Here is a 13,008-nt window from a genome sequence, read left to right as displayed (position 1 = left end):
CCTGTCGAAGAATAAGAACTTCGGTAAGTAGCTCGCGTGTTTTGATGTCAAAGTGTCGAAGTTCCCTCGTGTTCGGTAAGTAGGTTGAAGTAAAAGGATCGTAACTGTCGAAAACTATTCTATTCGACAGTTAGCACGATAAGCGGGTGTTGAAACTACCGAATGGATGCCAACTTCAGCACTTAGGTTGGAGAAGGTTCTTCCTAAGTACCGAATAGATCGATTTTCAGCACTTAGAGTTAAATAAGATGAAGCTAACTACCGAACAGCCGAAATCACCAAAAATAAGACGAGGACAGTCGTTAATTCTCGTGAAATTTGGTACACTGAAAACAAATCTATGCTTAGCGAGGAAGATAAACAAATGGAAGCAATACAAACGGAACGCCTACCTGGTTTTTTTGAAGCCATACAGAACAATGAGATCAGTTTCTGGCTGGGTGCCATCATCGGCTTTATCCTGATTTTTGTCATACGAGCCGGACTGCATACCGGACTGAAGAAAGTCATCAGTCAGGAACGCACACGTCTGTTTCTTGAAACGCTGGTCAACTGGATGACCTTGTTTGTCCTGATCGTCTACTTTTTGACCTATTTTTCAGAAACCTCCTTTATCTATCAGACACTCTTTGTTTTCGGGGACACACAGATCACTGTGTTCCTGATCCTGACGGTCCTCTTTGCGATCATCCTGGCTGCAAAGTTTTCAGGAGCGGTAAGGGAGTATGTCCTGCCGACGGTTTACGATAAGTATGGTTTGGACAGGGGACTTCAAGCCTCGATGAATACCTTTTTCCATTATTTCATTATTACGATGGCGGTTTTGATCTCTCTGTCTTCCATCGGTTTTAACCTGACCAGTCTGACAGTGTTTGCCAGCGTCCTTGGTGTCGGGATCGGGTTTGGTTTGCAGAATGTGATGTCCAATTTCATTTCGGGCTTGATCATTCTGTTTGAACGTCCGATCAGAGTAGGAGACCGTGTGATCATCGATGATACGATCGCGGATGTGGAAGAAATCAAGATTCGGGCGACCGTTGTTCGGACGCGTGTCAATGAGCGGATGATCATTCCCAATTCCTATTTCCTGGAAGAAAAGTTCGTCAACCGATCGTATGCCGATACGCGTCTGCGCATTCCAGTTGGTGTAGGTGTTTCATATGGCAGTGATGTCGAGCTGGTCAGACAGCTGTTGTTTGAAGCAGTATATGAATTGAGAGAAGAGTCCTGGCCAAATATTGTGGACCGTCCAGAACCCCGTGTCTTTTTCGAAGGCTTTGGCGACTCGGCACTGGATTTCACTGTCTGGTTCTGGATCGATTCTCAGAGTGACGAGAGAGAATTCACCATTCCAAGTGACTTGAGGTTCAAGATATTCAAGAAGTTTGCTGAGAATGATATCGAAATCCCCTTTCCTCAAAGAGATGTCCATGTTATCTCAGACCACAAATAAATAGAAAAAAGTGCTGACGGGTCAATCAGACCTGCCAGCACTTTTTTGATTCTACCAGTTACTTAAACGATGTGTTATCAAGGGTATTGTGAGTGTTTAGTTCAGTTATTTTACCGGATTCGAGATAGATGATCCATTCACACAGGTTCGTGACATAATCACTGATACGTTCCAGATTACCGGCCACTAGAATGTAGTTGGTTGCACCCAGGACCAGTTCCGGATCATTCTTCATTTCATCCAGGGTATGTTTGTGTATATCAAAAGCCATCTGATCGATTTCGTCATCTTTCAATGCGATTCTTTTAGCTTCTTCGACATCGGTTTCGATGAAGGCAGTCAATGAACGCTCCACCAGTTTCTTGACTTTCTCAGCCATGACGGCCAAGTCGTTTTCGATGGCCAGATCTTTTTTATTGCCTTTGACCCGGATCGTTGCTTTGGCAACATTAACGGCATGATCACCCATGCGTTCCAGATCGGCGCAGGCTTTCATGATGGTGATGATGCGTCGCAGATTACTTGTGACAGGCTGCTGCAGAGCGATCAGTTCGATTGATTTTGTTTCGATCATCACCTGCTGTTCGTTGATATGATGGTCGTTGTTCACGACTTTTTCAGCCATTTCTTTGTCATGAGCCGTAAAGCCTTTAACTGACTGATAGATGGATTCAGATACCATCAGTCCCATCTGATAAAACTGTTCGTGCAGTTGATTTAATTCCTCTTCGAATGCTCTTCTCATTGAATAAGTCACCTCTTATAGTTAGTTGTTATTCGTGCCATTTAAACGTGTACGGTACCTGTTAACCAAATTTACCTGAAATATAGTCGTCGGTCCGTTTGTCTCTTGGATTGGAATACATTTTTTCTGTGGCATCAAATTCGATAATTTCGCCATCCAGGAAGAAGGCTGTCTTATCTGAAATACGGGCTGCCTGCTGCATATTATGCGTAACAATGATGATGCTGTAATTCTTTTTAAGTTCATGGATCAGATCTTCGACTTTAGCTGTAGATAGAGGATCCAGAGCAGACGTCGGTTCATCCATCAAGATGACTTCAGGCTCAACGGCCAGAGCTCTGGCGATACATAAACGCTGCTGCTGGCCGCCAGATAGACCGAATGCATTCTCGTTCAAACGATCTTTGACTTCTTCCCATAAAGCGGCACCTTTCAGACTTTTTTCGACAACTTCGTCCAACGTCTTCTTGTCTTTGATACCGTGAATGCGTGGACCATATGCAATGTTATCGTAAATGGATTTTGGGAAAGGGTTCGGTTTCTGAAAAACCATGCCCACTTCGGTACGCAGAGATTCCACTTTGGTTTTCTTGATATCTTTTCCCTCGTAGTTTATGGAACCTTTCGTTTTCACAGAAGGCACCAGTTCCACCATGCGGTTAAGTGTTTTAATAAATGTCGATTTTCCACAGCCGGAAGGTCCGATGATAGCGACCACTTCTTTTTCGGGAATCTCGATAGAGATATCTTTTAAGGCATGTGTTTCTCCATACCATAAATTGAAGTCTTTGACGGAGTAGACCGACTGCTTGTTTTCTTCTTTGTTCATCATTTTCCTCCTAGATTAATAACGTTTAGAGTATTTATTTCGAATGACGATAGCCAGAGAGTTCATTACGATCAGGATGATCAAAAGGACTATACTACCGGCTGCAGCAACGGCCTGGAATTCTACCTGTGGCCGGCTTGCCCAGCTGAATATCTGGATCGGCAGTACGGTAAAGCCATCCAGGACACCGGTCGGCGTGTAGGCAATAAAAGTCATCGCCCCGATCATCAATAGGGACGCGGTTTCTCCGACGCCTCTTGATAAAGAAAGGATAGCACCAGTCAGTATGCCCGGCGTAGCTGCCGGCAGGACCACGGTACGAATGATCTGCCATTTCGTGGCGCCCATGGCATAAGCTGCTTCATACTGCTCCTGTGGAATAGACCGGATCGCTTCTTTGGAAGCAACAACTATAACGGGAAGGATGAGCAGGGACATCGTCAGTCCACCGGCCAAAATACTTCGTCCCATTTCAAGCAGTCTGACAAAAACGGTCAAGCCAAGCAGGCCGAACACGACAGATGGCACACCAGCTAAGTTAGCAAGGTTCAGTTCGATAAAGCGGGTGAATTTGTTTTTTGGTGCATATTCTTCCAGATAGATCGACGTACCGACCCCTAAGATGAGAGAAACAGGGATCGTAATGGACATGATCCAGACTGTTCCAAGAATGGCAGCTTTGATCCCGGCATCTTCAGGTCTTCTTGAAGCATAACTGGTCAGAAAGCCAAAATCGAGATAACCGATCCCCTGGGTAACGATCCTGACGATCAGTGTAGCCAGAACGATCATGCCAAACAGTGTGGCAGCAAGGAACAGACCTTTAGCCAGTTTGTTTCGGGTGATCCTTTTTGATATTTGTTTTTCATTGGCAACAACAACTTTATTTTTCATTAGTATACCTCCCTGTAACGACGGGAAATGTGATTAGCTAAAATATTCATAGTCAAGGTGAAAAGGAACAGCGTCATCCCTACAGCGTAGATACTGTAGTAAATGGTCGAACCGAACGTGGCATCACCCATACTGACTTGAACGATATAAGACGTCATGGTCTGGATCGATTCCGTAGGGGTGAATCCCAGGTTCGGTGTGGAACCGGCCGCAGTCGACACGATCATCGTTTCGCCGATGGCACGCGATAAACCTAATACAAGGGAAGACACGATACCGCTGAATGAGCCGGGAATAACGATCTTCAGAGCCACTTCCAGCCGCGTGGCGCCTAAGGCCAGTGCGCCATCTCTCATGGATTGAGGGACAGCATTCATTGCTTCCTGTGACAGTGAAGCGATTTGAGGGATGATCATGATCCCGACCACGATCCCCGGGCTTAAAGCATTGAAGATCGGTAGATCAGGGATAAATGTCTGCAGCAGAGGCGTCACGAATGTCAGGGCAAAGAGACCGTAAACCACAGTCGGCACACCTGCCAGGACTTCCAGAACGGGTTTCAGGACTTTCCTGTTCCGGTCGCTGGCATATTCACTCAAATAAATGGCAGCAGCCAGTCCGATGGGAATAGCCACCATCATGGCGATAGCAGCTATAGTAAATGTCCCGGACAATAATGGCCAGATACCGTAACTGGGATCATTACCGAAAAAAGGATACCATTCTGTCCCAGTAATGAAATTAATAAAAGAAACGTGTGAGAAGAATAAAACCGTTTCTCTGAATAATGTAAATACGATTCCTGCCGTTACAAGAATCGAGATGGATGCCATAAGCAGAAAGACCATAGGCATGATTTTTTCGATTTTATTTTGCGAGGATCGTTTTGACTTATTCTGTTTGATCCTTTCGCGTATCGTTGCTTTCATCAGTCAACACTCCTTAAACACAGGCAAACGGTCCAGCGGAATCGTTCACGCTGGACAGTCTGCTCTATTTATCGTGGGGAAACTGCTCTTTATTTACAGCTTTCCCGTACACCCGGCTTATCTTAAACTTTCAAGTGTTTCCAGGCTTTCTTCATATTCAGCTTCTTCAAGTGGAACATAACCGACTTCTTCTGCCATTTCTCCAGCCATTTCAAGTGTATACTTGGCAAATTCATAAACGGTATCGTTCTCCTGAACAGAAGCGTTGTTCACGTAGAAGTATAACGGTCGGGACAAGGGTTCGTACGTGCCGTTCTGCACCGTTTCGCTTGTTGGTTCGACGATTTCTCCTTCACTGTTTTCGATCGGAACGATTTTTACAGTGTCCTGATTCTCCAGATAATACGCATATCCGAAGTAGGCAAGTGCATGTTCAGAACCTTGAACACCCTGAACAAGAATGTTGTCATCTTCTGACAGCGATGCTTCACGGTCGATCTGCTCACCGTCTAAAATCACTTCATCAAAGTAGTCATAGGTACCGGAATCTGTTCCCGGACTAAATAATAAGATTTCTTCATCAGGCCAGCCGTCTCTAACGTCTGCCCAAGTTTCTACATCACTTTCTTCCAGCCAGATCGATTCCAGTTCATCAAGGGTCAGATAATCGACCCAATCGTTATCAGGATGGACAACGACGGATAAACCGTCAAGAGCCAGTTTGAATTCAGTGTATTCAATGCCGGCTTCTTCAAGCATCTGAGCTTCTTCTTCCTTCATTGGTCTAGAGGCATTTGTAATATCAGTTTCACCCGCGATGAATTTTTCCATTCCTCCACCAGTTCCGGAGACACCGATGGTTGCGCGCGCTTGGGGATTTTCAATGGAGAATTCCTCTGCAACACCTTCCATGATCGGAAAGACAGTCGATGAGCCATCGACCTGAACGGATCCGCTAGACCCTTCAGCTGACTCTTCACCTGTTCCTTCATCAGTCGGTGCGTTACCACAGGCTGCTAAAAGAAGTACAGCACTTAAAGATGTACCCATTTTTACAAAGTTAGTTCGTTTCATTATATAATCCCTCTTTTTTAAAGTAGTTAGACATCTCCTGTCCACACATTCATAGTAACGGATGAACATTAATTCTACGAAAATGGAATGTAAAGATTATGTAAATATTATTCGTGTAATTATTTTATCGGTCGAAATACTGGTATGATAAGGGTATCGAAGGCCAACATAGGTTGAATAGAGACTGGATTTAACTTATGATTGCGTTGATCAGGAAAGAAAAAGCGTGCAAAGAGATATAAATAAAAGAACAATGGAGGAGACTAATGAAAAACGTCCTGATAATAGAAGACGAATTATCGATCGTTAAACTGCTCCAGTATAATCTGGAAAAAGAAAATTATAGTGTAGAAGTCGCTATGGATGGAGAAGAGGGGCTGGAAATGGCTCTGAAAAGTGAGTATGACATCATCCTGCTCGATCTGATGCTGCCTTCAAAAGACGGGATGGACGTGTGCAGAGAAATCCGAGGAGAAAAAATCGATACACCGATCATTATGCTGACAGCCAAAGACTCTGAGATCGACAAAATCGTGGGTCTTGAGATCGGCGCAGATGACTATATCACCAAACCGTTCAGCCCAAGGGAAGTGATCGCTCGTATCAAAGCCATCTCCAGACGAGTCGGAAAACAGAACAAGGCCGCACCTGAAGAGGATAGAAACGAGAAGGTCTTTGTCTTTGATCATATCACTATCTATCCTGAAAATTTTGAAGTGTATGTTGATGAAGAAAAGGTGGAATTTACACCGAAAGAGTTTGAACTGCTGGTTTATCTGGCTGAAAACAAGAACCGCATACTAAGCCGGGAACAGCTGCTGCTGGCAGTGTGGGATTATGACTTCAGAGGTGAGACCCGGATCGTGGATGTGCATATCAGTCATTTAAGGGAAAAAATCGAAAAAGACCCGAAAAAACCACAGTTTATAAAAACGGCTAGAGGGTTCGGCTACAAACTAGAGGTTCCAAAATGAAAAAAATACAAACGCGTATGATCCTGTTTTTTACACTTATTTTGCTGACGTTTTCTATTATTTTTATTTATATGATCTCTTCCGTCATTGAAGAGCAGTCGATCGAACAGCAGGAAGAGGCTTTGATCACGCAGCTGTTGACACTCGAAAGTCAGCTGGATAATCTGGATCCCTCTATTGAAGAGAGCGATACACTGATCAGTCAGCTGGCGTCGGCGGCTCAAGTCATCGATGAACGGATCACGCTGATCGACTTAACGGGTGAGGTTCTTTATGACTCGCATGCACAGACAGAAAATCTTGAAAACCATCTGGAAAGACCAGAGATCGAACAAATCGTTGGAGGAGCGGAGGTAGGGACCTATCACCGAAGAAGTGTAAGCACCGATGAGACCCTCTACTACAGTGCAGCACCGATAGAAACAGCTGATGAGACTGTGATAGGCTATATCCGCCTCTCCCGGAATGCTGAAGAAATGGTTGGAGTGACAGATGATCTCATGACAGCCTTGATTTTTTTCCTGACATTGTCCATACTTATAGCGGTTTTATTCATCCGGTACTGGGCAAGAAAAATCACTCAACCGATCGAGAACATTAAAAATATAGCTAATATCCTTTCTTTTCAGGATTATTCTGTGAGGTACCATCCGGGTTCTTATAAGGAAATAGATGAGCTGGGGAGTTCCATAAATGATCTGGCGGTGAATCTGAATGGTCAGATGAGCGAAATCCAGGAAAAAGAACATAAACTGATAGAACTGGTCAATCATCTCGTCATCGGCGTGATGCTCGTAGAGAAGGATAAAAGCATCAATATGGTGAACCCTGTCATGAACGAGCTGCTGGGGGAAGATTTGAACAGCAAACGGGGCAAGTCTTTTTATGAGAGTCTGCACAGCTCCGAACTGATCGCTATCATTGAAAAAGCGTATAGCACCCAACGTGTACAGAACAAAGAGATTCAGATCTATTATCCGGAAGAGAAAATCATGGACGTGCATGTGGTCCCGATTTTAAATACATCTTTAGAGACACTGAACTTCATCGTTCTGCTTTATGATATCACTGAGATCAGACGTCTGGAAAAAGTACGCACAGATTTTGTGGCCAATGTCTCGCATGAACTGCGCACGCCTATCACGGCACTCAAAGGGTTCAGTGAAACACTTCTTGACGGGGCCATGCATGATGAAGAGGTTCTTGTTGAGTTCTTGGAAATCATAAATAATGAAGCCGGTCGACTGGATGCAATGGTCAATGACATTCTGCAGCTGTCCAAACTCGAACAGAGACAGGTCAGCGGTGTGAAGGATAAAATCATTGTGAATGATACTGTCCATGATGTACTCCGGATACTCAGTCAGAAAATCAGCTTGAAAGATATTCATGTCACTATCAAGAGTAAAAAAGATGTAGAGATCGAAATTAATCCTGATCATCTGAAGCAGATCATTATCAATCTGGTCAGTAATGCGGTGGCTTATACACCTGAAAAAGGAAAAGTGACCATTGAGGTCGGCACATCGGGAAATGAGCTGAAACTGACCATCAGTGATACAGGGATCGGGATACCTGACGATCAGCTGAACAGAATATTTGAACGCTTCTATAGAGTAGATAAAGGACGGAGCAGGAACGTCGGAGGAACTGGACTGGGTCTGTCCATCGTTAAATGGCTGGTTGAAAATAATGAAGGACGTATCGAAGTGGAGAGTGAAATCGATCAGGGCACGAGTTTCACCGTCTGGCTGCCCCTGTCTGCTCCTGATAAGATCGTAAACGAGAACAACACTTAAACGCTCCAGCATGACCCTATCAGATAGCTTAACGATCAAGGATTCAATAGTGTTAGAAAGCTATGAGAACTTTAATCAAAGACTAAAGATTGATTTCTTTAGTCTTTTTTTGTACGAAAAGTGTAGAAAACAGTTCAGGACTTATGTATAATGATGTAATATAACTAATATTATAATTGTAATATAATGAGAGGGATAAGCGAATGAAAATAGGGGAGAAGATAAAGAAAAGGAGAAAAGAAATAAAGATGACGCAGGCTGACCTTTCCGACGGGATTTGCACACAAGCGATGATCAGTCGAATCGAAAAGAAGAAAGTGAGACCTAGTCGGGAACTGATGGAGAAGCTGGCTGAACGACTGAATGTTTCACTGCATTACTTTTACGGGGAAGATTCGGTGGAAAGCCGCTACAGTAAAACAGCCCAACTTTGTAAACTGATCCGGCAGCATCTGGAACGACGAGAATATGATTCGGTCTCTTATCTGATCAGTACGAATGAAGAGCTGATCGATCAGACGATCGGAGAGGATAAGCTGTTTTTCGAATGGGTCACAGCCTTGCTGTACGATTATCGTGACGGGGATCATGATAAAGCGCTTGATCATCTGATAGCATTGGAAAAAACCACGAAAAATGGTGAGCTTAGAATCGAAATCATTGACAGTATCGGGAATCAGTACTTGAGAAAAGAAGATTATGATACCGCTGAAAAGTATTACCATAGAGGGTTCGACATGTTTTCAGAGTGGATGAGTCATGAAAAGAAAGCGAAACTGCTGCTGAATTATTCTGTTTGCCTTGCGCTGAAGAAAAAATACAGTGACTGCCTGAGTAAAGTTTTCCAGGGACTGGATCTAGTGGTGTCGGAAAACACATTATTTCTATTAGGGGACTTTTTATATTATAAAGGCTACTGTCTGGAAAATCTGGATCAGAAAGAGGATGCGCTTGAAGCGTACAAAAAAGCCTGGATGATATTTGATATCCAGCAGAATGAGAAGTTCTCTGTCTCGATGCAGCTGACGATCGATCGTCTGGAAAAAGAACTTGGAAATGTGACGCAATTAGAGAAATAAGGATAAAAAAATACATTCGCCATCACCGATTCCTTTCGAACCGGATGAGGGGAATGTATTTTTTTTATAGGTGGATCGGAAATGTCGCAGTCAACCAGACTAATTCACTTGAGTGGACATTTTTGTGATCAAAATGTCGCAGTCGCGAGAAAAAATCAGATGAGTGAACACTTTCGCCGGCAGCATGTCGCAGTCAACCAGACTAATTCACTTGAGTGGACATTTTTGTGATCAAAATGTCGCAGTCGCGAGAAAAAATCAGATGAGTGAACACTTTCGCCGGCAGCATGTCCCAGTCAACGAGACTAATTCACTTGAGTGGACATTTTTGTGATCAAAATGTCGCAGTCGCGAGAAAAAATCAGGTGAGTGAACACTTTCGATGGCAAAATGTCGCAGTCAACGAGACTAACTCACTTGAGCGGACATTTTCCCTAAAAAGTAGTCATTCACTTTTATTTCATTAAAGATCCTATTGATACTGCAGCAAAATCTTTATTGCTGACTATTCGCGACACGTTTAGCGACATCTAAGACACGTGTGACCTGATGCTTAACGGCGTCTTCAACGTCTTCCTGCATCTCGCCGTCCTGACTGACAGACACTGATGTCCCGTAAGGATTACCGCCGGCACCGAATAAAACGGGGTCTGTATAGCCGGGTGTGACGATGATCGTTCCCCAGTGCATCATGGACGTATAAAGTGACAAGATCGTTGCTTCCTGTCCGCCATGCGGGTTCTGAGCAGATGTCATGGCGCTGACCACTTTGTTGACAGTCTGGCCATTTGCCCATAACCCACCCTGCATATCTAGGAATTGTTTCAGCTGACTTGGCATCGTACCGAAACGTGAAGGGGCACTGAAAAGCAGTGCATCTGCCCAGGTGATATCGTCGGATGAAGCTTCTTCTACATCTTGGGTCGCATCATAATGTTCTTTCCAGGCCGGATTCTGCTCAATGGCAAAATCGGGAGCCAGTTCTTTTACTTTACGCAGACGGACTTCTGCCCCACTTGTTTCAGCCTGTTGCTTGGCCCAGAGAGCCATCTGGTAGTTTGTGCCTGTTGAACTGTAATAAATGATCGATAATTTGATGTTTTCCATTAATTGATCTCTCCTTTATTTTGTTATATATATCTAATTCGAAATACTTACACTATCACAGTAACGTGAACAGTGGAAATTGTCAAAGAATAAGGATAGCATACAGAAAGACCCTCACGACGATCTAAACTGGACCCTATAGAATAGACACGGATAAAAAACCCTTATTCGTTCTCTATTTTATAGGGTTCTTTATTGTATAATGAACCCAACTATATGAGTTCAAAGGAGAGCGTTGACATGGGAAGAAATTATTTTACAGAGGAAGAGCGAAGAGAACTTGAAGAAAATCCTTTTGTAGAGAAAGCATCAACTAAAGCAGTAACTTACTCAGAGGCATTCAAAGACCATTTCGCTAAAGAAAAAGCTCTCGGAAAAGGACCTACGCAAATTTTTAGAGACGCAGACTTTGATGTGATAGCGTTAAGGAAAGACCGTATAAAGACTTTTTCCAGACGAATTAAAAATATGAGCCATCGCCCAGAAGGATTTATGGATTTACGTAGTGAATCCAGTGGAAGACCCCGTACTAAAGAAAGAACTCAAGAAGAAGAAATCGCACACTTGAAACATAAAGTCGCCCTTCAAAAACAACAGATAGATGCCCTAAAAAAAACAAATTTTATCCATCGGAAGGCCAAGAGGGCTTCACACAAGAAAAATTCCAACTCATTAAAGACCTAACAAAACGAGATCATAATTTGTTAAATATATCATGGCTATGTGAGATTGCTTTAGTTTCACGTTCGGGGTATTACAACTGGTTGAAATCTGAAGAGAGTCGAAAGAAAAAAGAAGAACAAGATCAGCACGATTTTAATTTGATACTTGAAGCCTATACACATCGCGGCTATGATAAAGGATCCAGAGGGATCCATATGCGACTGTTACACATGGAGATACTCATGAACCGGAAGAAAATCCAGCGCTTAATGAGAAAGTTTGGACTGTTCTGCCCTATAAGAAAACCGAATCCGTATAAGCGCATGGCAAAAGTACGCCAGGAACATGCGTTAAAACCTAATCTCGTTAACAGAGAATTTAGAGCCTACGGTCCACGAACGATCCTCTTAACAGATATCACCTATCTCTTTTACGGGCGAGGAAGGAAAGCTTATTTATCTGCCGTGATTGATGCATTCACGAACCAGGTCTTAGCGTATCAATTAAGTGAATCCTTAAGTATTGATTTTGTTTTAGAGATGATTGAAGACCTTTTGATCAACCATGACATTTCAAAACAACAGAAAACCCTGATCCATTCCGACCAGGGCATTCACTATACAAGTATAAAATTTCAAAAATTACTCGCGGATAAAGAACTGCGTCAATCTATGTCACGAAGAGGAAACTGTTGGGATAACGCTCCCCAAGAATCCTTCTTTGGACACATGAAAGACGAAATAGCTTATCTTGGTGATGTTGAGGCGTTCTCAGACCTTCACCCCATTATTGATGACTATATGGATTATCATAATACAGAACGCTATCAGTGGAAACTGGCGAAATTATCTCCTAATCAATATTATGATTATTTTAAAACGGGTGTGTATCCCCTGAGTCATTTGGTGAAAACGCCTGATTTTCCTGAGATTCAAGTACCGATAGAATATCCTCATTAAAGCGATCAAAATATTTTTCCTCTAATTGTGTCCATTTTTCGGGTTTGAAAACAGCAGGATAATAAAAATCTAAATCCAGTTTTGCATGAACATAGAGGTCGTATTCCATTTCGATAGCTGGATATTTTAAAATCCATTTCAACCGATCAATCAAATAATCTTCGGAATACATTTGATCAGTCACCTGGCGAAAGGAGTGGAAGTACACCCTCTGTTCGCTTTCAGTCAATGTTTCAAAATAACGTAACATCCAGTTTGGATAAACGCGTTCTGTATGCATGTCTCTAAAGATTGAGAAACCAAGGGTTTCTAGGCTATTAAAATCCTTCTTATTCATTTTTTTGTTGGATAATCCCCACCCAAAATCTAAGTATTGATCCAGGCTTAAACGTATTATCGCTCCTCCTATGACGTTATCATAGAAGGAGCGATAATAAATTATAAGGGGTTTTTATCAAACTGTCCTTGACATGGGGTCCAGTTTAATCAATGTCAGAGGGCCA

The 13,008-nt window shown here is 43.0% G+C and carries 13 protein-coding genes; 6 read left to right on the top strand and 7 right to left on the bottom strand.

Annotated elements, in window-relative coordinates:
- The first annotated feature begins 364 nt into the window (after window positions 1-364).
- Entirely contained in the window at window positions 365-1,453 is a 1,089-nt protein-coding gene (locus AB4027_RS11745) for a mechanosensitive ion channel family protein (RefSeq protein WP_368645482.1), read from the top strand.
- 58 nt (window positions 1,454-1,511) lie between these two features.
- Here the strand turns inward: AB4027_RS11745 and phoU are convergent, their stop codons facing one another.
- The 5 genes from phoU to AB4027_RS11720 form a co-directional block, all read right to left on the bottom strand.
- Complete coding sequence (gene phoU, locus AB4027_RS11740) at window positions 1,512-2,198, bottom strand: phosphate signaling complex protein PhoU (RefSeq protein ID WP_368645481.1); 687 nt, start codon at window positions 2,196-2,198, stop codon at window positions 1,512-1,514.
- 61 nt (window positions 2,199-2,259) lie between these two features.
- Window positions 2,260-3,027 carry a phosphate ABC transporter ATP-binding protein PstB gene (pstB, locus tag AB4027_RS11735; protein ID WP_218142324.1) on the bottom strand — a complete coding sequence of 256 codons (768 nt, stop codon included), beginning with the start codon at window positions 3,025-3,027 and terminating at the stop codon, window positions 2,260-2,262.
- Window positions 3,028-3,042: 15 nt separating this feature from the next.
- Window positions 3,043-3,921, bottom strand: a complete 879-nt coding sequence (pstA, locus tag AB4027_RS11730) for a phosphate ABC transporter permease PstA (protein WP_091486930.1) — start codon at window positions 3,919-3,921, stop codon at window positions 3,043-3,045.
- Window positions 3,921-4,850, bottom strand: a complete 930-nt coding sequence (gene pstC / locus AB4027_RS11725; RefSeq protein WP_091486929.1) for a phosphate ABC transporter permease subunit PstC — start codon at window positions 4,848-4,850, stop codon at window positions 3,921-3,923. Before pstC ends, pstA begins: the two co-directional genes overlap by 1 nt.
- Before the next feature lie 117 nt (window positions 4,851-4,967).
- Window positions 4,968-5,924 carry a PstS family phosphate ABC transporter substrate-binding protein gene (locus tag AB4027_RS11720; protein WP_091486927.1) on the bottom strand — a complete coding sequence of 319 codons (957 nt, stop codon included), beginning with the start codon at window positions 5,922-5,924 and terminating at the stop codon, window positions 4,968-4,970.
- Between the two features lie 266 nt (window positions 5,925-6,190).
- Here AB4027_RS11720 and AB4027_RS11715 point away from each other — a divergent pair, with 266 nt between their 5' ends.
- From AB4027_RS11715 to AB4027_RS11705, 3 genes are all read left to right on the top strand, one after another.
- A complete protein-coding gene (locus AB4027_RS11715) occupies window positions 6,191-6,898 on the top strand; it encodes a response regulator transcription factor (RefSeq protein WP_368645480.1) in 708 nt (235 codons plus the stop codon).
- Window positions 6,895-8,697 (top strand): two-component system histidine kinase PnpS, encoded by a 1,803-nt coding sequence (gene pnpS, locus AB4027_RS11710; protein WP_368645479.1) that lies wholly within the window; start codon window positions 6,895-6,897, stop codon window positions 8,695-8,697. The genes AB4027_RS11715 and pnpS overlap by 4 nt, the downstream gene beginning before the upstream one ends.
- A 203-nt stretch (window positions 8,698-8,900) precedes the next feature.
- On the top strand, window positions 8,901-9,776 hold the full coding sequence (locus AB4027_RS11705; protein ID WP_368645478.1) for a helix-turn-helix domain-containing protein: 876 nt from the start codon (window positions 8,901-8,903) through the stop codon (window positions 9,774-9,776).
- Between the two features lie 495 nt (window positions 9,777-10,271).
- Here the strand turns inward: AB4027_RS11705 and wrbA are convergent, their stop codons facing one another.
- Entirely contained in the window at window positions 10,272-10,883 is a 612-nt protein-coding gene (gene wrbA / locus AB4027_RS11700; RefSeq protein ID WP_368645477.1) for an NAD(P)H:quinone oxidoreductase, read from the bottom strand.
- Window positions 10,884-11,123: 240 nt separating this feature from the next.
- Here wrbA and AB4027_RS11695 point away from each other — a divergent pair, with 240 nt between their 5' ends.
- Window positions 11,124-11,567 carry an HTH domain-containing protein gene (locus AB4027_RS11695; RefSeq protein ID WP_368644674.1) on the top strand — a complete coding sequence of 148 codons (444 nt, stop codon included), beginning with the start codon at window positions 11,124-11,126 and terminating at the stop codon, window positions 11,565-11,567.
- A 17-nt stretch (window positions 11,568-11,584) separates the two neighbouring features.
- Complete coding sequence (locus AB4027_RS11690) at window positions 11,585-12,505, top strand: IS3 family transposase (protein ID WP_091482215.1); 921 nt, start codon at window positions 11,585-11,587, stop codon at window positions 12,503-12,505.
- Here the strand turns inward: AB4027_RS11690 and AB4027_RS11685 are convergent.
- Entirely contained in the window at window positions 12,420-12,842 is a 423-nt protein-coding gene (locus AB4027_RS11685; RefSeq protein ID WP_143059437.1) for a hypothetical protein, read from the bottom strand. The two genes, AB4027_RS11690 and AB4027_RS11685, sit on opposite strands and share 86 nt — an antisense overlap.
- Between the last annotated feature and the right edge of the window lie 166 nt (window positions 12,843-13,008).

Origin of the sequence: Alkalibacterium putridalgicola (assembly GCF_040959045.1) — a bacterium.
Lineage (GTDB): Bacteria > Bacillota > Bacilli > Lactobacillales > Carnobacteriaceae_A > Alkalibacterium > Alkalibacterium putridalgicola.
This window is presented reverse-complemented; position numbering and strand designations above follow the sequence as displayed.